The organism is Rhodopseudomonas palustris BisB18, assembly GCF_000013745.1.
GTDB lineage: Bacteria > Pseudomonadota > Alphaproteobacteria > Rhizobiales > Xanthobacteraceae > Rhodopseudomonas_A > Rhodopseudomonas_A palustris_F.
This window is the reverse complement of the sequence record NC_007925.1, coordinates 5,166,653-5,187,739: the sequence shown is the minus strand read 5'-3', so window position 1 is coordinate 5,187,739 and position 21,087 is coordinate 5,166,653. Positions and strand designations below refer to the sequence as shown.

At 64.8% G+C, this 21,087-nt stretch carries 15 protein-coding genes and 1 tRNA gene; 9 read left to right on the top strand and 7 right to left on the bottom strand.

Annotated elements, in window-relative coordinates; translation table 11 throughout:
- Positions 1-26: 26 nt before the first annotated feature.
- Together RPC_RS23260 and RPC_RS23255 are read right to left on the bottom strand one after the other, a co-directional pair.
- Positions 27-1,022: an FAD binding domain-containing protein gene (locus RPC_RS23260; protein ID WP_011475038.1), complete on the bottom strand. Its 996-nt coding sequence runs from the start codon at positions 1,020-1,022 to the stop codon at positions 27-29.
- A complete protein-coding gene (locus RPC_RS23255; protein WP_011475037.1) occupies positions 1,019-1,558 on the bottom strand; it encodes a 2Fe-2S iron-sulfur cluster-binding protein in 540 nt (179 codons plus the stop codon). The genes RPC_RS23260 and RPC_RS23255 overlap by 4 nt, the downstream gene beginning before the upstream one ends.
- 592 nt (positions 1,559-2,150) lie before the next feature.
- Here RPC_RS23255 and RPC_RS23250 point away from each other — a divergent pair.
- The 4 genes from RPC_RS23250 to RPC_RS23235 all read left to right on the top strand — a co-directional run bounded on the left by RPC_RS23250 (position 2,151) and on the right by RPC_RS23235 (position 9,456).
- Positions 2,151-3,563 (top strand): hypothetical protein, encoded by a 1,413-nt coding sequence (locus RPC_RS23250; protein WP_041802222.1) that lies wholly within the window; start codon positions 2,151-2,153, stop codon positions 3,561-3,563.
- A gap of 413 nt (positions 3,564-3,976) precedes the next feature.
- The gene (locus tag RPC_RS23245) at positions 3,977-5,188 is read left to right on the top strand and encodes an efflux RND transporter periplasmic adaptor subunit (protein WP_011475035.1); all 1,212 of its coding nucleotides are present in this window, start codon (positions 3,977-3,979) and stop codon (positions 5,186-5,188) included.
- Positions 5,188-8,331 (top strand): efflux RND transporter permease subunit, encoded by a 3,144-nt coding sequence (locus tag RPC_RS23240; protein ID WP_011475034.1) that lies wholly within the window; start codon positions 5,188-5,190, stop codon positions 8,329-8,331. The genes RPC_RS23245 and RPC_RS23240 overlap by 1 nt, the downstream gene beginning before the upstream one ends.
- Positions 8,332-8,445: 114 nt before the next feature.
- Complete coding sequence (locus RPC_RS23235; RefSeq protein ID WP_011475033.1) at positions 8,446-9,456, top strand: 2-hydroxyacid dehydrogenase; 1,011 nt, start codon at positions 8,446-8,448, stop codon at positions 9,454-9,456.
- Between the two features lie 153 nt (positions 9,457-9,609).
- Here RPC_RS23235 and RPC_RS23230 read toward each other — a convergent pair.
- From RPC_RS23230 to RPC_RS23220, 3 genes are all read right to left on the bottom strand, one after another.
- A tRNA-Arg gene (locus RPC_RS23230) sits at positions 9,610-9,686 on the bottom strand.
- 217 nt (positions 9,687-9,903) lie between these two features.
- Positions 9,904-10,308, bottom strand: a complete 405-nt coding sequence (locus RPC_RS23225; protein WP_011475032.1) for a YccF domain-containing protein — start codon at positions 10,306-10,308, stop codon at positions 9,904-9,906.
- Between the two features lie 206 nt (positions 10,309-10,514).
- Positions 10,515-11,420, bottom strand: coding sequence for a LysR family transcriptional regulator (locus RPC_RS23220; protein WP_011475031.1), 906 nt, complete (start codon positions 11,418-11,420; stop codon positions 10,515-10,517).
- A 153-nt stretch (positions 11,421-11,573) separates the two neighbouring features.
- Here RPC_RS23220 and RPC_RS23215 point away from each other — a divergent pair, with 153 nt between their 5' ends.
- From RPC_RS23215 to RPC_RS23200, 4 genes are all read left to right on the top strand, one after another.
- The gene (locus tag RPC_RS23215; protein WP_011475030.1) at positions 11,574-12,887 is read left to right on the top strand and encodes an MFS transporter; all 1,314 of its coding nucleotides are present in this window, start codon (positions 11,574-11,576) and stop codon (positions 12,885-12,887) included.
- A gap of 27 nt (positions 12,888-12,914) precedes the next feature.
- Positions 12,915-13,988: a tartrate dehydrogenase gene (locus RPC_RS23210; protein ID WP_011475029.1), complete on the top strand. Its 1,074-nt coding sequence runs from the start codon at positions 12,915-12,917 to the stop codon at positions 13,986-13,988.
- Entirely contained in the window at positions 13,981-15,303 is a 1,323-nt protein-coding gene (locus RPC_RS23205; RefSeq protein WP_011475028.1) for a glycerate kinase type-2 family protein, read from the top strand. Before RPC_RS23210 ends, RPC_RS23205 begins: the two co-directional genes overlap by 8 nt.
- Positions 15,304-15,492: 189 nt before the next feature.
- On the top strand, positions 15,493-16,053 hold the full coding sequence (locus tag RPC_RS23200) for a hypothetical protein (protein ID WP_415914766.1): 561 nt from the start codon (positions 15,493-15,495) through the stop codon (positions 16,051-16,053).
- Positions 16,054-16,297: 244 nt separating this feature from the next.
- On the opposite strand, the gene RPC_RS23195 is transcribed toward RPC_RS23200, so the two are convergent.
- Complete coding sequence (locus tag RPC_RS23195; protein ID WP_011475026.1) at positions 16,298-17,683, bottom strand: sensor histidine kinase; 1,386 nt, start codon at positions 17,681-17,683, stop codon at positions 16,298-16,300.
- 233 nt (positions 17,684-17,916) lie between these two features.
- Between RPC_RS23195 and RPC_RS23190 the strand changes: the two genes are divergently transcribed.
- On the top strand, positions 17,917-18,168 hold the full coding sequence (locus tag RPC_RS23190) for a hypothetical protein (RefSeq protein WP_049766158.1): 252 nt from the start codon (positions 17,917-17,919) through the stop codon (positions 18,166-18,168).
- 9 nt (positions 18,169-18,177) lie between these two features.
- On the opposite strand, the gene RPC_RS23185 is transcribed toward RPC_RS23190, so the two are convergent.
- Positions 18,178-20,925 (bottom strand): bifunctional diguanylate cyclase/phosphodiesterase, encoded by a 2,748-nt coding sequence (locus RPC_RS23185; RefSeq protein ID WP_011475024.1) that lies wholly within the window; start codon positions 20,923-20,925, stop codon positions 18,178-18,180.
- Between the last annotated feature and the right edge of the window lie 162 nt (positions 20,926-21,087).

The window sequence follows — 21,087 nt, the reverse complement described above, 5'->3', positions numbered from 1 at the left end:
CGCCAGCTTGGCGTCGTCGACGATGCTCATGGCTGCGCTCCCGAGGCGTGCGCGAGATCGGCCAGCACCGCGGCAATGCTGCGCTTGGCCAGTTCGACCTTGAAGGCGTTGAGCGGCAGCGGAACCGCTTCCGCAAGTTCAGCATCGGCTGCGGTACGGAAGCTGACCTCGCTCGGCGGCCGGCCGATCAGCGCGGCTTCCGCCTTTGCGGCGCGCCACGGCTTGTGCGCGACGCCGCCCAAAGCGAGCCGGACATCGGTGATACGGCCGTGCTTCACCTCGAGCGCGGCGGCAACGGAAATCACCGCGAACGCATAACTCGCCCGATCGCGAACCTTGCGATAAGCCGAGTTGCGGGCCAGCGGCAGCGGCGGCAATTCGATCGCAGCGATCAGTTCGCCGGGCTCAAGCACCGTCTCGATGTCCGGTCGCTCGCCCGGCAGCAGATGCAGATCGCTCAGCGCGATCGATCGCGCTCCGCCGCGGCCCTGCAAATGCACCACCGCGTCGAGCGCGGCCAGCGCGACCGCCATATCCGATGGATGGGTCGCGATGCACTGCTCCGACGCACCGAGGATCGCGTGATAGCGATGGAATCCGTCGCGGGCGCCGCAACCCTGACCGGGCGACCGCTTATTGCACGCCGATCCGGCATCGTCGTAGAAATAGGTGCAGCGCGTACGCTGCAGCAGGTTGCCGCCGACCGTGGCCATGTTGCGGATCTGCGCGCTCGCACCGGCGAGGATCGCGCGGGTCAGCATCGGATAGTTCGCGCGCACCCGCCGATCGGCCGCCAATGCCGAATTCCGGACCGCCGCGCCGATGTAGAGGCCGCCATCGTCGGTGTCGAAGATGCGAGCGTCCAGGGCCGTCACATCGACCAGCGCCACCGGACGCTCGATCGTCTCGCGCATCAGGTCGACCAGGTTGGTCCCCCCGCCGAGATATTTCGCACCAGGACCAGCGCCAAGGCGAACGGCGTCGCCGGCATTGGCCGCGCGGTTGTAACTGAACGGCGTCATGCGGCTGTCTCCACGGCCAGGGGATCCTGCGTTTGCGCTTCGTCCGCATAGGTCGCCCGGATCGCCGCGATGATGCCGTTATGCGCGCCGCATCGGCACAGGTTGCCGCTCATCCGCTCGCGCAACTCGTCGTGGCTGAGCGCGAAATGGTCGGCCAACAGATCGTCGGACACGTGGCTCGGCATGCCGGCGCGGGCTTCTTCGACCATCGCCACCGCCGAGCAGATCTGGCCGGGGGTGCAGTAGCCGCACTGAAATCCGTCATGCTCGACGAACGCCTGCTGCAGCGGATGCAGATCGGTTGCGGTGCCGATCCCCTCGATGGTCGTGATCTGTTGGCCATCATACTGGACCGCGAGTGCAAGGCAGGACAGGATGCGCTGGCCGCCGGCCAGCACGGTACAGGCCCCGCAGGCGCCTTGATCGCAGCCTTTCTTGGTGCCGCTGAGATGCAGCGTCTCGCGCAGATGGTCGAGCAGCGACACCCGCGGGTCATCAGGCAATGCGACGTCGGCGCCGTTGACGGTGATAGCCATGGATCCTCGCTTTCGAGCCGGCCGCTGCACGCTTTGACGAAGGACAGGCCCGCTGACGTAACTCCACACCGGGAGATTTGTGCCAGCTCGTAGCAGTCGACGGCACATCGGCAGCGATCAATCATCAATCGATTGCGCGGCGTCGCCGAGGCAGAAATTTGTCGTTTGACAGCGTCGCACTTGACCGACCGCTACCGCGGGAATTTGGCCGAGACCGGGACGGCGACTTCAAGTTTGCGTGACGTGCGCATCATCGGCAGTTCGGGGCGAACGGTTGCGTGCGGGGCGCTAACGTTGCGAAGCTCAGAGCATGATCGCGAAAAATGCATCCTGGGTTTCGGAACACAGCGTCCGCGATCAAAGCCGAGGGCGGGTCCGCGGGCGCCCTCGCCAGCGTCTGCCCTGGCCTTCATAGAGGTCTGCTGCTCGGTGCGCCGATCGCTGCCGCAGACCCAGGGCGGTATCACGAAAAACCAGTTGATTTCGTCCCAGCGATCCGGATCCGGATCGAACCGATGGCGCGCTCTTGCTAGACTGCGTTGGGTCGTGCGCGATGCGGCCGCCACATGAACCCAAGACGCGGGCAGGAAAAATGGGTAGCAAGCATTTGCTCGAAGGACTGGTAAAGCTATCGACGCGTGAGCCGTGGGTCGACCGCTTCGAGGAGGTTCTGCAAGACCATCTGATACCCGCCTGCGACGAAACCGGCCTTGAGATCGACGATGTCCTCGCCACAATCGGCGAAGAATTGTTCATGAGCATGGTTTGGGCCTGCGCTTTCGAGGACTTTCTGACCCGGGAATTCGACGACGGCGAAAACGCGATCGACAGCTATCTGAAGCGCCGGGGGTGGAAAGAATCTGCGTCGGTTCGGGCCTACATGGCGGCACTGCGACCCTCGACAATGAGCCTCTATGAAGTGAGCGATATTGTCCCCGGCACCTCGTTTCGGGCGCGCGACCTGATCCGCGGCGGCGAGCCGGTGCTGATCAGCGAGCGGAGCGCGACCCTAAGCCTCAGGCCCTGGGATCACCTTGCCGCCCGTGTCGTTCAGATCGGGTCGCGAATGCAGATCGCCGGTGGCGCGCTGGCATTCAACCGCGAGACGTCGGAAGCTTTTATTGAAGCCGTGCAGGAGCTCGACTCGCTCAGCATCGAGGAAAAGCGGGAGATCATGGAAGCGGAGGGACTGGAATTCGACGAGGTGAGCGTCTCGGCGCAGTCTCCGACCGAGAGGCTTCGCGCGATCACTCCGATGTTCACCACCTTTTGGCTCGTCGATGTGATTCATCGACTCCAAGCACCGGACACTCCCGAATTGCACAACTCCGAAGGCGATGAACTGATGTTTTGCGAGGCGTGGTATCCGCTCGCCGCTGGGGCCACCGGTGACGACATCGGAGCCATTCTGCAGGCGCGACCGGAGCTTCGGCAGACGGGCACGATGTCGTGGAGTTGGATCGACCTGGGAAATCCGGCGGCGGCGGGATCGGAGGACGACGAGCCGTCGGAGCAAGCGCTGGCCGTCGAAACCTGGCTGAACGGCGCGCTCGTGCTCGGCGATATCCGGTTGGAGGACCAGTCACTGGTGCTCAGTGTCAACTCGCGGCAACGTGCCGACCGTGGGTTCGCGCTGCTGGCCGACATCCTCGGCCTGCGCCTCGGTCCACCTTTGGTCAAGGCGGAATCGATCGAGCAAATCATGGCGTCACACGACCCCGGCATGCTGGACCCGCCCGATATTCCCGAGCAGCAGCAATGCGCCATCATCCATGGCTACATGGACCGGCACTATCGCGAGGCGCTCGATCTGCCGGTTAGCATGCTTGGAGGAGAAACGCCGCGCGCCGCGGTCAAGACTGACAGCGGACGGAGCAAAGTCGTCGAATGGTTGAAGACGATGGAGAACCAGGCCGCGAAATCCGCTGACCCAAACAACCCGATAGCCAAGTACAATTTCGGTTGGCTGTGGACGGAACTTGGAGTGAGCGACCTGCGCCGGTGAGCTACGAGGGCAGACGACCTGAGATGGTGACCAGGTTTCACGATCCCGCAGCGCGTCGGCTAATGCCCGCGGCTCGAACAGCACATCTTGTCCCGGCATCTGCCGAATTCGCAGCTTCATTCTGAATGGGGGAGTCCTACCGGCATCCTTGTGGGGATTCGCGCGGCAACACCATGCTCGGCGCCCGTGTCGTCTCCGGCTCTGCCGGTCAATGATCGGGCGGCTGTGGTGGAGACCGGCTCAAGGTGGCGGACATCGTGTCGCACTTTAGGCGTTGCGCCTGTTGGAACCGACGCGATCGGTTCAGGTTGCCTGATTATCGCGCGTACCTTTCGCAGACGTTGCTACACGCGTCGGGCCAATCCGTTGGCTGATCTTGGTGGGGTCCGGCAGCTTGAAGGTCGTTGGTGCGAATGAAATCAGCCGGTTTGGTCTTTGCCCTCATCGTTGCACTTGCACTCGGCGCCGCAGGCTATTTCTATTTCGGCGATCCGCAGCAAGTCGCGCAAAAGGCCGCCCCCCCGCCGGTCGAGGTAGCGGTGATCGAATTGCGCCGCGCAGACGTGCCCTTGCCGCTGACCAATGCCGGCCGCGTCGCCGGATTCCGCAATGTCGAGGTGCGGGCGCAGGTCGGCGGCACCATCCTGAAGCGCGAATTCGTCGAAGGCGCCACCGTCAAGCAGGGCGACGTGCTGTTTCGCATCGATCCGCGCAGCTACCAGGCCGCGCTCGACCGCGCCAATGCGCAGGCGCTGCAGGCCCGTGCCACGCTGGTGCAGGCCGAGGAGAATTTCGACCGCATTGAGCAACTGGCGCAGCGCCAGGTCGCGACCGACAAGCAGCTGGAGGACGCCCGCGCGGCGCGCGATCTGGCCCGTGCCGCGCTGCTGAGCGCGCAAGCCGACATCGAGACCGCCAAGCTCAATCTTGAATTCACCACCGTCACCGCGCCGGTGTCCGGGCCGACCAGCCTGTCGTCGCCGCCGGAAGGCGCGCTGGCGCAGGCGCAGCAGACCGTGCTCACCACCATCACCCAGCTCGATCCGGCCTATGTGAATTTTTCGCTCAGCGAATCCGAATTCGTCGAGCTGCGCGGCATCAATCAGGCACGCGACCAGCCGCTGAAACGCTCCGACATTGACGTCACGCTGCAGTTCGGCGACGGCTCGCTCTATCCGGCAAAGGGCCAGATCAACGAGGCCGCCTCGGTGGTCGATCCGCGCACCGGCACCCTGCAGATCCGCGCGATCTTCCCCAATCCCGACGGCGCGCTGCTGCCGAACCAGTTCGTCCGCGTCAGGCTCTCCGGCGTGGTGCTGCAAGGCGTTTTCGTGGTGCCGGAACGGGCGGTGTCGCAGGGGCCGCAAGGCGCCTTCGTGTATGTGCTCAATTCCGGCAATGCCAGCGTCATGTCACGGCCGATCAAGCTCGACCGCAAGGTCGAGGGCGGCTGGGCGGTGAAGGAGGGATTGAACGACGGCGAGAAGCTGGTGGTCGACGGACTGCTGCGAATTCACCCCGGCGCCAAGGTCAAGCCGGTGCCGGTGAATCCCGACGGCGAAGCCAATGGTCGGACCCGGGCAGAAGCGGCGGAGCCGGCCGCGTCGTCCGGCCAGGCGAAGTAATGTTTTCGCGCTTCTTCATCGACCGGCCGGTGTTCGCCGCGGTCATCTCGATCGGCATCGTGCTGGTCGGGTTGATCTCGATGCGCGCGTTGCCGATCGCGCAATATCCGGCGATCGTGCCGCCGGAGGTGCGGATCAGCGCGACCTATCCCGGGGCTTCCGCCGAAACCATCGCCGAGACGGTGGCCGCGCCGCTGGAGCAGCAGATCAACGGCGTCGAGAACATGCTCTATATGCGCTCGACCTCGACGGGGTCGGGCACGCTGTCGATCTCGGTGACGTTTGCGATCGGCACCGATCCCGACCAGGCCACGATCAACGTCAACAATCGGGTGCAGCGCGCGACGCCGCTGCTGCCGGCCGAAGTGGCGCGCCAGGGCGTCGTGGTGCAGAAGCGCTCCAGCGATATCCTGCAGGTGCTGACGATGTCATCGCCGGGTGAGCGCTACGATACCGTCTTCATCGGCAACTATGCGCTGATCAACGTCATCGATGAATTGCGCCGCACGCCCGGCGTCGGCGATGCGTCGCTGTTCGGCGCGTCCGACTATTCGATGCGGATCTGGCTGCGTCCGGATAAGCTGGCGCAGTTCAGCCTGACGCCGGGCGACATCGCCGCGGCGATCCGCGAGCAGAACGCCCAATTCGCCGCCGGCCGGTTCGGCGAGGAACCGCAGACCAAACCGAACGCCTTCACCTATTCGGTGACGACGCAGGGCCGCTTCGCCGATCCTGCCGAATTCGAGAATATCATCATCCGCTCCGACGAATTCGGCGGCGCACTGCGGGTCAAGGATGTCGCCCGGGTCGAGCTCGGCGCGCTGAACTACAGTTTCGCGGCGACCTATAACGGTGCGCCGACGGTGCCGATCGGGGTCTATCTGCAGCCCGGCGCCAACGCGCTCGAGGTCTCGGCCAACGTGCTTGCGACGATGGACCGGCTGCAGGCCCGGTTCCCCGAAGGTCTCGAATATCGCAATCCGTTCAACACCACGCGCTTTGTCGAGGCATCGATCGAACGGGTGGTCCGAACCTTCATCGAGGCGATCGTGCTGGTGACCTCGGTCGTGTTCCTGTTCATGCAGAACCTGCGGGCGACGCTGATCCCGGTGATCGCCGTGCCGGTTTCGGTGATCGGCACCTTTGCCGGCATGTACGCGCTGGGGTTCTCGATCAACCTGCTGACGCTGTTCGGGCTGGTGCTGTCGATCGGCATCGTCGTCGACGACGCCATCGTCGTGCTGGAGAACATCGAGCGCATCATGCGCACCGAAAAGAGATCGCCCCGCGACGCGGCGATCAAGGCGATGGACGAGGTGAGCGGGCCGGTCATCGCGACCTCGCTGTCGCTGTGCGCGGTGTTCGTTCCGGTGTCGTTTCTCGGCGGACTTGCCGGCGAATTGTACCGCCAGTTCGCGGTGACGATCGCGGTGTCGGTGGTGATTTCCAGCATCGTGGCGCTGACGCTGACGCCGGCGCTCGCTGCGCTGATCCTGAAGCCGCAGCATCAGGAGCCGGCGCGGCCGTTCCGGATTTTCAACCGCGGCTTCGAATGGCTGACCGACCGATACGGCGCCATGGTCGCGTTCTTCATGCGGCGGGTGGTGGTCTCGCTGGCCGTCGTCGGCGTGATGCTCGCCGCGACCGCCGTGCTGTTCAACACGGTGCCGGGCAGTCTGGTGCCGGAGGAGGACCAGGGCCGCGTGCTGATGGTGACGTCGCTGCCGCCGGCCGCGTCGCTCAGCCGGACCCGCGAGATCGGCCAGATCACAGCCAACACCATCAAGGACATGCCCGAAGTATCGGGCGTCGTCACGATGTCCGGCTACGACATCCTGTCGAGCGCGCAGAAGACCAATGCCGGGGTCTCCTTCATCACCCTGAAGGACTGGGCGGAGCGCACCACGCCAGAGTCGGATGCCCGGCAGTTCGCGCCGGCGCTGAGCCGGCTCAATGCCCTGTTTCGCGACGGCGTCGTGATCGGTTTCAATCCGCCGGCAATCCAGGGCATCAGCACCACCGGCGGGTTCGAATTGTATTTGCAAAATCGTTCCGGCGTCTCGCTGCAGGAATTAGCCGATGCGGCTAACCGGGTGGTCGCCGAGGCGGCCAAGCGACCGGAACTGGCCGGGGTGCGCTCGCAATTTTCCACCTCGGTCCCGCAATACCGGATCGACGTCGATCGCGACAAGGCGAAGACGCTCGGGGTGCCGATCGACAGCATCTTCCAAACCATGCAGAGCGGGTTCGGCAGCCTCTACGTCAACGATTTCACGTTGTTCGGACGCACCTACCGGGTCAGCCTGTCGTCGGAATCCGACTTCCGCAGCGAGCCGGGCGACCTGCGGTTCATCTACGCCCGCTCGGAGACCGGCGCGATGATTCCGCTGGATGCGGTGGTCAAGGTCAAGCGCGTGCTCGGCCCGGACTCGGTCGATCGCTTCAACATCTTCCCCTCAGCCAAGATTCTCGGCAATCCGGCGCCGGGATTTTCTTCGGGGCAAGCGCTGGCCGCGATGCGGGAGGTGGTTAGCAATACGCTCGGGTCGGACTATTCGATCGGCTGGACCGGCTCGGCCTACCAGGAGATCTCGACCGAGGGCACCGGCTATCAGGGGTTTCTGTTCGGCCTGCTGATGGTGTTCCTGATCCTGGCCGCGCAATACGAGCGCTGGTCGCTGCCCTTGGCGGTGCTGACCGCGGTGCCGTTTGCGCTGTTCGGTGCCATCTTGGCGATCTGGCTGCGCGGTCTGGAGAACAACATCTATTTCCAGATCGGGCTGGTGACGCTGATCGGACTGTCAGCCAAGAACGCGATTCTGATCGTGGAGTTTGCCGCGCGGCGTCACCGCGAGGGACTGTCGGTGGTGGACGCGGCATTGGAAGCCGCGCGGCTGCGGTTCCGGCCGATCATCATGACGTCGTTGACGTTCATTCTCGGCGTGATGCCGCTGGCGATCGCGAACGGCGCCGGCTCCGCCAGCCAGCACTCGATCGGCACCGGCGTGATCGGCGGCATGATCGCCGCCACCGCGCTCGCCATCATCTTTGTGCCGCTGTTCTTCCGCCTGTTGACCCGGAGCAGGGTGAAGGCCGAAGTGATTGCGACCACAGAGAACAAGGTGCCGACCAAATCACTCTAAAATTGTCATGCTGCCGCATTCGAAATCAGTAGGCGCACGCCGAAGGCGCCGGTGAGCACCACCGGATCGTCTGCGGACGCGCAGTCGGAAGAGTCCACGATCGGAGTTCGGTCCATGAAAGTCGCGGTGTTCAATACCAAGCCCTACGATCGGCGGTTTCTGACCGCGGCCAATACCAAGGACGGCGACAGGCATGATCTGCATTTCCTCGAGCCGCGCCTGGGGCCGGACACAGCGCAGCTGAGCGGCCAGGCCGAGGCGATCTGCGCGTTCGTCAACGATGGGCTCGACCGATCCGTGCTGCGAATGCTGAAGGCCAACGGCGTGCGACTTGTGGCGTTGCGTTGCGCCGGCTTCAACAATGTGGATCTGATGGCCGCGCGCGATCTTGGAATCGCGGTGGCGCGCGTGCCGGCCTATTCGCCGGCAGCCGTGGCGGAGCACACGGTCGCGCTGATCCTGTCCCTCAACCGGAAGATCCATCGCGCTTACGCGCGGGTCCGCGAAGGTAACTTCGCTCTGGAAGGATTGCTCGGGTTCGATCTCAAAGGGCGTTGCATCGGAATTGTCGGCACCGGAAATATCGGTCTGTCGGTCGCCGGCATCATGGCCGGATTCGGCTGTCGCGTGCTGGGTTTTGATCCTCACCCCAATCCCGCCTTCGCGGCGCTCGGAGCACGCTATGTCGGCCTGCAGGAGTTGCTGTCGCAGTCCGACATCGTCACGTTGCATTGCCCACTGACCCCGAACACCCATCACGTGATCAATGCGACGGCGATCGCTGCGATGAAGCCGGGCGTGATGCTGATCAATACCGGACGCGGCGCGCTCATCGATACGCGGGACGTGATCCAGGGATTGAAGAGCAAGACGATCGGCTATTTGGGTCTCGACGTCTATGAGGAGGAAAGCGAGCTCTTCTTCGAGAACCTGTCCGGGCAGATCATTCAAGACGATGATTTTGCCCGACTGCTGACGTTCCCCAACGTTCTGATCACCGCTCACCAAGCCTTCTTCACGCAAGAGGCGTTGACGGCCATCGCCGAGACCACCATCCGCAATATCTCGCAGTTCGAATCGGCCGGCGAGGCGGCGCATCCGGTCGCCTTGGAATGGCGCGGCTGAGCGTGGCAGAGCGCCTTGCGCTGTTTCCGATCTTTGATCCTGCCGTCTTGCATGATCGTCTTCAGGGAAACGGACAGCCTGCGGACAAGCCGCCGGCGGCTTCCGGTGCCCTTGCCGAGAGCTGGGCTGAAGGCAGCAAGTCGTTGTTTTTATTGGTGCACCCGTCGCGATTCGAACGCGAGACCTTTGCCTTCGGAGGGCAACGCTCTATCCAGCTGAGCTACGGGTGCTTCGCTGGTTGATGTAGCCGATTGGGCGGGCGTCGGCAACGGCCGGCCGGGGCGATTTGGGCGATAAATCGCTCGTTTGGCGGTGGCGCGGCCTGCCGTCAGGCGCGGGTCGCAATTGCACGGCCGTCGGGCGGCCGAAGCCGGTGCCGGGTGTGCCGTTGCCAGGGCGGCCCGGCGTCGCCGATTCAAGGCGGGCGCACCGCCGCAGCAGCGACCGTCAGGCCTGAACGATGACCTTGCCGATCGGCCAGAGCGCAATTCCGGCCAGCTTCAGATGCGCCCAGGCAAACGGGATGCCGATAATCGTCACGGCAAGCAGCACCGCCGTGATCAGGTGTCCGAGCGCCAGCCACCAGCCGGCGAACAGCAGCCAGATGATGTTGCCGAGCATCCCCAACGGGCCGGTGCCAAGGTCCTCGCGTCCGGTCAGGGCGTCGCGCGGAACGGCCATTTGGCCGAACGGAAACAACGTGTAGGCGGCGATGTTGAAGGATGCGCGCGCCCACGGCAGACCGATGATCGTGATCGCCATGATGACCGCGGCAATCACCCACCCCGCGGCCATCCAGAAGCCGCCCAGGGCGATCCACAAAATGTTCAGCAGCAACGACACCGGCGACATGGCACTTCTTTCCTGTGAGGTTCGGGCAGGTTATCACCGAGTAGAGAAAGAGTCGCCGTTGTCACGGCCAATCATGAGCCTTCGTAGGCCCTCCTCAGCAGCGGTTGCGCCTTGGCGAAATCGTCCATCGTCTTCAACGACAGCTCGAGATTGCCGGTGCCGACAGCGCCAAGCTTGGTGCGGTCGCGGGACGAAACTCCGCCGGCTCACGCCTCGCGTCCATAATGCGCCAGCCGGGCCTGCAGCGTCTGCAGCATCTCGTCGCGCATCGGATCGCGGGTGCCGCGGGTCCAGGCCGCCGCCAGCGGCAGTCGGTTCATGTCGGAGGTCGCAAGCCGCACGTAGCGCACGCCGCGCGTCGCCATCCGCGAGGTCCATTTCGGCACGATCGCGACGCCGAGTTCGGCCGACACCAGGTTGACGATGGTCTGCTTCTCGTCGGCGATCTGCGCGATGTGCGGCTCCAGCCCGGCTTCGGCGAACAGCTTGGCGGTGAGATCGTGGCTGTGCGGTCGCGAGCGGCGATCCGGCACGATCAAGCGCTGCTCCGCCAGATCGGCGATCGTCACCCGCTTGCGCGCGGCGAGCGGATGCCGATCGGACACCGCGACCACCGCGGTCTCGTGCAACAGAAACAGAAGCTCCAGCCGTTTGTCGGGATGCTCCGGCGGCCGCACGATCGCCAGATCGAGCCGGCCGGACAACAACCGCGGCAACAGCCGGATGGTCTTGTCCTCGATCAGTTGCACGGTGACGTCCGGACAGCGCTGGCGAAAATCCTGCAGCAGCATCGGCACCAGGCCCGCGGCGGCGCTGTCGATGGCGCCGAGCCGGACGGTGGCGGCCTGCTTGCGCCCCGAAGAGCGGAATTTGGCGGCGAGGTTGTCAGCCTGGGCCAAGAGGCCACGCGCTTCCCTCAGCAGCAAGGCGCCGTCGTCGGTCAGCGTCACGCTGCGGGTGGTGCGCGCCATCAGCCGTGTGCCGAGATCGTCTTCCAACAGCCGGATGAAACGGCCGAGCGCCGAGGGCAGCATCTGCAGCCGCTGCGCCGCCTTGCCGAAATGCAGCTCTTCGGCCGCCGCCACGAAACAGCGCAATTGGTGAAGGTCCATCGGGCGCTCCTCGCCCGGCATTATATCATTTTTTTGTATAAACCAACGTCCCTTGAGCCCGCCCCTGCGCCGGTCGAGGGTGCCGCGGTCAAAAACGTCGGGGCTGACGTTCCAATCAAAAGCAAATCAAATCTGGGCGAGGAGCCTTCCATAATGAGTGCCGAACTGGAAAAACGGACGCTGCGCAAGGTGTCGATGCGCATCGTGCCGTTCGTGATGCTGCTGTATTTCGTCGCCTTCATCGACCGCGTGAACATCGGCTTCGCCGCGCTGACGATGAACAAGGACCTCGGCTTCTCGCCGACGGTCTTCGGCTTCGGCGCCGGCATCTTCTTTTTCGGTTATTTCCTATTTGAAGTGCCGTCCAACCTGATCCTCAACAAGGTCGGCGCCCGGATCTGGATTGCCCGGGTGATGATCACCTGGGGCTTGATCTCCGGCGCGATGGCTTTCGTGCAGGGCTCCACCAGCTTCTACACGCTGCGTTTTCTGCTCGGCGCCGCCGAAGCCGGGTTCTTCCCAGGCATCATTCTGTATCTCAGCTTCTGGTTTCCGGCGCGCCAGCGCGCCGCGATGACCGCGATCTTCATGGCGGCGGCGCCGCTGTCGACCGTGCTCGGCTCGCCGGTGTCGGGCGCGCTGCTGGAGATGCACGGCCTGATGGGCCTCAGCGGCTGGCAATGGATGTTCATCATCGAGGCGATTCCGGCGCTGATCCTCGGCGTGGTGGTGCTGTTCTACATGACCGACCGCCCCGAGCAGGCGAAATGGCTGAAGGATGACGAGCGCAATTGGCTGGTCGGCACCATGGACGCCGAAACCGCCAAGAAGGCCGGCACCGCCAGCCATAGCATCTGGCGCGGGCTCGCCGATCTGCGGGTGATCGCCTTGGCGATGGTGTATTTCGGCACCTCGGCCGGGCTCTACACGCTCGGGATCTGGGCGCCGCAGATCATCAAGGAATTCGGCCTCACGTCGATGCAGGTCGGCTTCCTCAACGCCATTCCGGGCGTGGTCGCGGTGATCGCCATGGTGCTGTGGGCGCGACATTCCGATCGCAGCGGCGAACGCACCTGGCACGTGGTCGGCGCCTGCCTGCTGGCGGCGGGCGGTCTGGTGCTGGCCGGGTTCGCCGGCACGGTGATCGCGGTGCTATTGGCGCTGTCGCTGGTCAATATCGGCATCAGCTCGGCGAAGCCACCGCTGTGGAGCATGCCGACCATGTTCCTGTCCGGCTCCGCCGCCGCAGCCGGCATCGCCACCATCAACTCGATCGGCAATCTCGGCGGCTTCGCCGGCCCGGCGATGATCGGCTGGATCAAGGATCTCACCGGCAGCTTCAAGGGCGGGCTGTTCTTCGTCGCCGCTCTGCTGGTGCTGTCGGCGCTGCTGACGCTGATCCTGGCGCGCTCGCAGCGCAACACCGCGAAGGCCGAAGCCGCTGCCGCAGCGGCGGCTCATCGCTAAACTCAACAATCAGTTCGGAGACTTCAGATGCGTGAATATTCAATCGCGGCGATCCCGGCAGACGGGATCGGCCCCGAAGTGATTGCCGCCGGCACCACGGTGATGGCCGCCCTGCAGAAGCGGCTCGGCGACGTCAAATTCAACGTCGAGACCTTCGACTGGGGCTCGGACTATTATCGCAAGCACGGCGTGATGATGCCGGCCGACGGACTTGAGACTTTGAAGAAATTCGACGCGATCTATTTCGGCGCGGTCGGCGACCCGGTGGTGCCCGACCACATCACGCTGTGGGGGCTGCGGCTGCCGATCTGCCAGGGCTTCGATCAATACGCCAATGTGCGGCCGACCAAGATCCTGCCCGGCATCACCTCGCCGCTGCGCAATGTCGGGATCGGCGATCTCGACTGGGTGATCGTGCGCGAGAACTCCGAAGGTGAATATGCCGGCTGCGGCGGCCGCGTGCATCGCGGGTTGCCCGAGGAAGTCGGCACCGAGCTCGCGGTGTTTACGAGGGTCGGCGTCGAGCGTATCATGCGCTACGCCTTCAAGCTGGCGCAGTCGCGGCCGCGCAAGTTCTTGACCGTGGTCACCAAGTCGAACGCGCAGCGCCACGGCATGGTGATGTGGGATGAGATCGCCGCGGAAGTCTCCAAGGATTTTCCCGATGTCAGTTGGGACAAGATGCTGGTCGATGCGATGACGGTGCGGATGACGTTGAAGCCGCAAAGCCTCGACACCATCGTCGCCACCAATCTGCACGCCGACATTCTGTCGGATCTGGCCGGCGCCTTGGCCGGCAGCCTCGGCGTGGCGCCGACCGCGAACATCAATCCGGAGCGGCGCTTCCCGTCGATGTTCGAGCCGATCCACGGTTCGGCCTTCGACATCACCGGCAAGGGCATCGCCAACCCGGTCGCCAGCTTCTGGACCGCGGCGCAGATGCTCGATCATCTCGGCGAGGCCGATGCTTCGGCGCGGCTGATGCGCGCGGTGGAACAAGTCACCGGCGCCGGCATCGTCACGCCCGACGTCGGCGGCACCGCGACGACGCAGCAGGTCACCGACGCCGTGGTGGAGGCGATCCATAGCTCGAATGTCTGACACCGCGTCAGCCCTACACTGGACCGAGGCCGAAGCGCGCAACGCGCTTCGGCGGATGTTTGACGCCGCCGTCGCCAGCGCCGAGCCGGGTGCTGCGGTGCTGCGGCATCTGCCCGAGAAGCCAAAAGGCCGCTGCGTGGTGGTCGGTGCCGGCAAGGCCGCGGCGGCGATGGCGGCCGCGGTCGACGCGGCGTGGCCCGACGTCGCGCTCTCGGGCGTCGTCGTTACCCGCCATGGCCAAGGCCTGCAGCAGGGCGCCGCGCGCGGCCGCATCACGGTGCTCGAAGCCGCGCATCCGACGCCCGATGCAGGAAGCGAACAGGCCGCGCGGAAAATCCTGGCGGCGGTGCAGGGGCTCGGCCCCGACGATCTGGTCATCGCGCTGATCTCCGGCGGCGGTTCGGCGCTGATGGTGCTGCCCGGCGGCGCGATGACGCTGGCCGAGAAGCAATCGGTCAACAAGAGTCTGCTGGCCAGCGGCGCGGCCATCGTCGAGATCAACGCGGTGCGCAAACATCTGTCGGCGATCAAGGGCGGAAGGCTGGCACTCGCCGCGCATCCGGCGCGGGTGGTGACGTTGGCGATCAGCGACATCCCCGGCGACGATCCCGCGGCGATCGCGTCCGGCCCGACGGTGGCCGATCCCAGCACGCTGGCGGAGGTGCGCGACATCATCGCGCGCTACCAACTCGATCTGCCGGCCAGCGCCTTGGCGATCCTCGACGCCGGCACCGAGACGCCGAAGATGCTTGCCGCGCAGAACAGCGTGCAGGTCATCGCGGCGCCGTCGCTGGCGCTCGCCGCTGCGGCCGAAGCCGCAACCCAAGCGGGGCTGACGCCGCTGATCCTCGGCGATGCGATCGAGGGCGAAAGCCGCGAACTCGGCATCGTGATGGCCGGCATCGCCCGCTCGGTGCGGCTGCACGGGCATCCGCTCAAGGCGCCGGCGGTGCTGCTGTCCGGCGGCGAAACCACGGTGACGATCGGCAAGGGACCGGCGGGACGCGGCGGCCGCAACACCGAATTCCTGCTCGGCTTTGCCATCGCGATGGCCGGCGAAGCCGAGGTGTTTGCGCTGGCCGGCGACAGCGACGGCATCGACGGCACCGAGGACGCCGCCGGCGCCATCGTCACGCCCGATACGCTGGCACGGGCCCGTGCCGCGGGCTTTCAGCCGCGCGTCGTGCTCGCCGCGCATGACAGCTTCAGCCTGTTCGACGCGATCGGCGACCTCGTCCGCACCGGCCCGACCGGCACCAACGTCAACGACATCCGGGCTGTACTGATCGGACGGGGTTCTCGACCGGCCGAATGAGGCTGCAACCGCGGGCCGCGGTGCTCGGCAGCAATCCGCCCCGCTTGGTGCCCGAAGGGAATATGCGCGTTCGCAGTTGCACAATTTCTTGATTGGCAGCCTCCCGGTTGAACCCCCACTTCGGACGGATGTCTCACTGTCGAGCGGCTCACCCGAAGCCGGACCGCAGTGCATGCATGGCGCCGGCCAATGTCGGATGCCGTGATGGGCATCGGGTGGAACTCAGAAGGGAAAGCAGCAATGGCGACCTCCGTGAAGTCATCGAGCGCTTGGATCTCGGCATTTCAGGCCGGCCCCAGTCCAACTCCTACCACTGCAAACGGCTTCGACCGTTCACGCGCAAGTCGGCTTGCCCATGTCCTGGAGCGGAGCGGCCTGGCGATGATGGGAGCGGCGGGCGGCCTGTTCGTCGCGGCGCATCTCGGCCGCGCCAGCGTCGAGATCCTCACCTTTCCGGTGGTGATTTTGGCGATGATGATCTACGCGATCGTCGGCTTCTACCTGGGAATCGATCTGCCGCCCGAGGCCGCGCAAAGCGCCGACAGCCGGGCGACGTCCCGCGTGAAATGGATCGAGCGGCTCAGCGCCACCGGCACGTTCTTTGCGGCGCTGGCGGTGTTCGTGTCGGTCTGGAATATCATTCTGGACGGACACCCGCATCCGTTATGGACGCTGCTGGTGGGCGGCGGGTTTGTGGCCGGCGTGACCATGCAGATTGCCGCGGGCTCGATCGCCCGGGCGCGCGCGTGACGGCACTGACCGCCCACCCCGGGGCGCATTCAGCCGCTTAGAGCGTGATCCCGAAAAGTGGTCCCGGTTTTCGGAACCGATCATGCTCAATCAAAAAGCCAGAGCAGGATGACGATTTGCGGACATGTCGTCCTGCTCTAGCGCAACGTGTCGTGACCGGACACGTCGGGCTGCGACGCAGAGCGGTGGGCGCGTTATCGGCGGAAAGCCTGCGAAACGCCGAGGGCATTGTGAATCAAACCAACTAACTCGGCGCGGCGCCCGGGATGGTGAAGCGGAAAGCGGTGCCGCCACCGGGTTGAGGTTCGGCCTGAATGCCGCCGCCATGGGCCGTCACGATGGTGCGACATAACGAGAGTCCGACGCCCATGCCGGTGGACTTGGTGGTCATGAACGGCAAAAACAATCGGTCCGCCAGTTCCGGATCGATGCCCGGGCCATTATCGGCGACGGTGACTTCGATCATGCCGTCGTCGCAGCGCGTGCTGGAAATCTTCAGCTCTCTGGGAGTCTGGTGCTCCATGGCCTCGAGCGCGTTGCGGATCAGATTGAGCAGCAATTGCTGGATCTGCACCTTGTCGACCAGCACGTGCTGCGCGGACGGATCGAGGCTGAGCGAGACCGCGACCGCGCGATCCTTGGCGACCACCAGTGCCAGCGCCAAGGCGTCGTCGACGATGCGATCGAGTCGCTCGTTGGACTTTTCGGTTTCGCCGCGGGAGACGAATTGACGCAAACGCTGGATCACCTCGCCGGCGCGCAGCGCCTGCTCGGCGGCTTTGTCGAGCGCGTTGCGGATGCGCTCGGCGGACTTGTCGGAACTGTCCTGCAACAGCCGACGCGACCCCTTCAGATAGTTGGCGATCGCGGCCAACGGCTGGTTGAGCTCGTGGGCGAGCGCCGCCGACATTTCTCCCATGGTGCCGAGCCTGGCGACGTGGAGCAACTCGGTCTGCAGTTCGCGAAGCCGATTGTCGCTCGCCTGTTGCCGCGCCATGGTGCGCTGGCGCTCGATCAGGAATGCCCCGACGCACCCGGAAGCCAGCGCCAGAATGACCAGGCAGGTGGCGACCGCCGCGGCGGTGAAGTTCGAGCGCTCGAAGTTGCGCTGACGCTCCTTGAGCAGCGCCTGCTCGAGCTTCGTCATCGTCGAAAGACCTTGCTCGATCCGCTGGGTCAGCAGATCGACGCGCGCCTGTTCGAGAATGGCCAGGGAGGTTTGCAGATCGTCCTGCGCCAGTTCGACGACGCGCTGCAACTGGGCGAGCCGCATCTCGATGCTGCTGCGCACCGTCGCCAGGTTGTGCTGTTGCTCGTCATTGTCGCCGATCACCGTGGCGAGTTCGTCAATCGCGTGCGGCAGCGCGGCCTTCGCGTTTTCGTAGGCCTCGCGATATTCGCCCACATGGGTCAGCAAGTAGCCTCGTTCGCCGGATTCCGCCTGCAGAACGGCGCGTTCGATCCCGGCAATCAGCCGCAGCACATCGTTGGTGTGCCGTACCCAAGAGGAATTGTCGCGGATCTGCATCAGGCTGTAGGCCAGCGCGACGGTCGCGACCACGCACATCGCGAGCGCGGCCGCGAGCAGCCAGGCCGCCCATCCGGTCGCAGTGTGGGACCTTAGACGCATGGACTTGAAACGATCTCCGCTGTTCAGATTGGCTGAGCAGATCGCCGTCGCTCTTTCAAGTCCGCTCGGGTGCAACTCGCGAAAGAATGTTGCGACGCGTTATGTTGTCCCCGATCGAATCGGCGCCGTCGCAGCGCGAATCAACCACGTGTGATCGGCATCGGAACCAGCCTTACAGGGCTGCGGCGACCATCGCCAAATTGCCTCGTTGCCGGCGAATTGCAGCCAACACCATGGGCCACAACGCTTGGTCGATCGATCTGGAGTCGGAAAGTTTGGCCTATAAAATCACCGCGCAACGCGACAACGAGACCATGCGAAGCAGCCGAATCAGCGCGCTGATCGCCATCGCCAAGGCACGGATCTGGGCGAGCGAGGGCTGGCGCGTGGTCATTACCGACGAGCAGGGGCGCGACTACATTCCGTCGCAATTCGAGGAACTGGCGCCGGCGCCGCGGCGAGCGGGGGCTGCGGCCTCGACATGAGCGGTTCGCTCATCGCCGAGCTCGGTCGGCGCGCGATCGCCGCGATCCGGCGGCATTGCCGCCCCCCGCGAACAGCTGCCTGACCGTGTCGGGGGCGATCGCCGGGCTGAACAGATAGCCCTGCATATGCGTGCAGCCCAAGCCGCGCAGCAGGTCGCGTTGCTCGGCGGTTTCGACGCCCTCCGCGGTGGTGGTCATGTGGCGCGCGGTCGCGATGTTGACCACCGCCTGCACGATGGCCGAGGCGCCGTCCGGCCTGGCGATGCCGTCGATGAAGCAGCGGTCGATCTTGATCTTGTCGAACGGAAAGCGCTGCAGATAGCTGAGCGACGAATAGCCGGTGCCGAAATCGTCCAACGCGATGCGAACGCCGAGCGTCTTCAGTTCATGCAGCACGCTCAGTGCCGTTTCGTCGTCGTCGATCAGCACCGCCTCGGTGATCTCGAGCTCCAATCGGCTCGCGGGTAGTCCGGAGGCGGCTAGCGCTGCCGCGACCTTGAGGGGCAGGGTTCGTGATTTGAACTGCACCGGCGACACATTGACGGCGACGCTCATCTCCGCCGGCCAGTTCGCCGCCTCGGCGCACGCCGTGCGCAACACCCATTCGCCGAGCTCGTTGATCAGCCCGGTCGCTTCGGCCACCGGGATGAACTTGGCCGGCGAGATCATGCCGCGCTGCGGATGGCGCCAGCGCAGCAAGGCTTCGCAGCCGATCACGTCGCCGTTCCGAAGCTCGACGATCGGTTGGTAGTAAATCTCGAAAGCGCAATCTGCGATCGCTTTCCGCAGCTCGAGCTCCAGGGTGCGGCGCTCCTTGGCGCTGGCCTCCATCCGCGGTTCGAAGAAGCGGCAGGTCCGGCGTCCGTCCGCCTTGGCTTGGTACATCGCAAGATCGGCGTTCTTGATCAATTGATCGGTGTCGGTGCCGTGGGGCGGCGCCAAAGCGATGCCGATGCTGGCGTCGGTGGAGATCTGGTGCCCGAGGCATTCGCACGGGGCACGAATTGTTTCGAACAGCCGCGCCACCAACTCGGTGACCTCCTGGACATCGCGGGGCGCGGTTTGCAGAATGGCGAATTCGTCGCCGCCCAGTCGCGCCACGAAGTCGGTTTCGCGAAGGCAGGCCTTCAGCCGCGCGGCCACGATCTTGAGCAACGCGTCGCCGACCGGGTGGCCCAACGAGTCGTTGATGGCCTTGAATTCGTCGATGTCGATGTAGAGCAGCGCCAGCGTGCCGCCGCGCGCGACACGCTCGAACTCGTCCTCGATCCGCTCCCGAAACGAGGTGCGATTGGGCAGGCTGGTCAGTTCGTCGTAATGCGCCAGATAGGCGATGCGCTCTTCGGAGCGTCGCCGGTCGGTGATGTCTTCGTGGGTGGCAACCCAGCCCCCCTCGGGGGCGGGCTCGGTTGCGATCTGAATCGAACGGCCGTCCGGGGTCACGGCGACCGTGACATTGCGGGCCGCGACGTGGCTCAGCGTGTCGGCGCAATAAGCGTCGATGTCGCCTTCGAAAGAACCGGCGGCCTTGCGTTCGGCCAGGATCTGTCGAAGCGAGCAGCCCGGCTTCACCACCTCAGCCGACAGCCCGTACATCTCCATGTAGCGTTGATTGCAGACCACCAGCCGCGCCGACGAATCGAACAGCAAGAGCCCTTGCGTCATATTGTTGATCGCCGTGCTGAGACGTTGCTTGTCGCGCGTCAGCTGGCGTTGCGTGGCACGGTGCTGCCGGGTCAGCTGCCTTATGATCAGGAACAGAATGGCCGCGATGATCATGGTCGAGCCGGCGGCGACGATAATCAGGAAGCGGGTCTGTCGATACCAGTCGGCGAGCGACGAGGAGACCGTGGTGGTGACCACCATCAGGAGCGGGAAGTCGGTCAAAGCGTGCGAGGCCACCAGCCGCTCCTGACCATCGATCGGGCTCGGCAGTCGCGCGAGCCCCGGCGTTTCGAACAGCCGCCTTTGGTCCTCCCGCCCGGTCTTGAAATTCTTCCCGAGCAACTCTTCGACGTGGGGATGGCGAGCCAGCAAGGTGCCGTCGCGATGATGCATCACGACCGCGGAGTCCTTGGCGAGCGCCACCGAGGCGAAGAACTGCTCGAAGCGGTCGGGTGACATGCCGCGGGTGAGCAACCCGACGAATTCGCCGTTCGGGCCGTTCAATCGGCGCGACAGCACCAAGGACCACCCCTGCGACAACCGGCCTTGCACCAGTTCGATGGCCGACTGCTCGCGCGTCTCGCCGGATGCGAGGGTCCCGAAATACGCCCGGTCGGCGATCGAAACGTCCGGCACCGGCCAGCGCTCCGAGGAATTGATCAAGATGCCGCGGGCGTCGAACAGATTGATGCCGGAGACGTCATGTGCTCCGCTCAACTTGGCGCGCAGCAGCTCGTGGGCGTTCAGTGTGCCCATTCCGGCAAACCCGCCCGGCGAGCTTAACTGAAGCTGTGTGGCGATGTCGTCTTGGACCGCCGCCACATCGTCGAGCTCGCGATCGAAATGGCGTGCCAGCAGCAGCGCCGTATTGCTGAGTTCGCGTTCGCTGTTCTGCAGCGCGCGCTCCCGGAATTGATCGATGATCAGCGCGGTCGCAATCACGATCGAGGAGATCAACAGAACGCCGCACAGCATCAGCCATCGGGTCGGATCGCGGCGGGTGATTGAGTTCGGGTCGATCGATTGGTCGTCGCACGGGGCGATTGCGTCTTTGCCAAGATGAATCGTCGGATGCGAAAATATCGATGGCATGCCGGTCCTCCCGTCCGGACAGTGACCCGCAATAGATGGAAGGCCAGTTAGTAAACGGAGTTAGGGATGGTTTAAGAGCCGCAATTTCCGGTTGCGGAACTCGCGGTCGTTTCATTGTCCTCGTAGCGCTACGGTGATCGCCAAGCTATCTGACGTCGCCGC

Bases quoted from the DNA above. Each gene is read 5' to 3' on its own strand.
- RPC_RS23225 (WP_011475032.1), bottom strand. From the start codon at position 10,308: ATGTCGCCGGTGTCGTTGCTGCTGAACATTTTGTGGATCGCCCTGGGC.
- RPC_RS23240 (WP_011475034.1), top strand. From the start codon at position 5,188: ATGTTTTCGCGCTTCTTCATCGACCGGCCGGTGTTCGCCGCGGTCATC.
- RPC_RS23215 (WP_011475030.1), top strand. From the start codon at position 11,574: ATGAGTGCCGAACTGGAAAAACGGACGCTGCGCAAGGTGTCGATGCGC.
- RPC_RS23185 (WP_011475024.1), bottom strand. From the start codon at position 20,925: ATGCCATCGATATTTTCGCATCCGACGATTCATCTTGGCAAAGACGCA.
- RPC_RS23200 (WP_415914766.1), top strand. From the start codon at position 15,493: ATGTCGGATGCCGTGATGGGCATCGGGTGGAACTCAGAAGGGAAAGCA.
- RPC_RS23245 (WP_011475035.1), top strand. From the start codon at position 3,977: ATGAAATCAGCCGGTTTGGTCTTTGCCCTCATCGTTGCACTTGCACTC.
- RPC_RS23210 (WP_011475029.1), top strand. From the start codon at position 12,915: ATGCGTGAATATTCAATCGCGGCGATCCCGGCAGACGGGATCGGCCCC.
- RPC_RS23195 (WP_011475026.1), bottom strand. From the start codon at position 17,683: ATGCGTCTAAGGTCCCACACTGCGACCGGATGGGCGGCCTGGCTGCTC.
- RPC_RS23220 (WP_011475031.1), bottom strand. From the start codon at position 11,420: ATGGACCTTCACCAATTGCGCTGTTTCGTGGCGGCGGCCGAAGAGCTG.
- RPC_RS23250 (WP_041802222.1), top strand. From the start codon at position 2,151: ATGGGTAGCAAGCATTTGCTCGAAGGACTGGTAAAGCTATCGACGCGT.
- RPC_RS23205 (WP_011475028.1), top strand. From the start codon at position 13,981: ATGTCTGACACCGCGTCAGCCCTACACTGGACCGAGGCCGAAGCGCGC.
- RPC_RS23235 (WP_011475033.1), top strand. From the start codon at position 8,446: ATGAAAGTCGCGGTGTTCAATACCAAGCCCTACGATCGGCGGTTTCTG.
- RPC_RS23260 (WP_011475038.1), bottom strand. From the start codon at position 1,022: ATGACGCCGTTCAGTTACAACCGCGCGGCCAATGCCGGCGACGCCGTT.
- RPC_RS23190 (WP_049766158.1), top strand. From the start codon at position 17,917: ATGGGCCACAACGCTTGGTCGATCGATCTGGAGTCGGAAAGTTTGGCC.
- RPC_RS23255 (WP_011475037.1), bottom strand. From the start codon at position 1,558: ATGGCTATCACCGTCAACGGCGCCGACGTCGCATTGCCTGATGACCCG.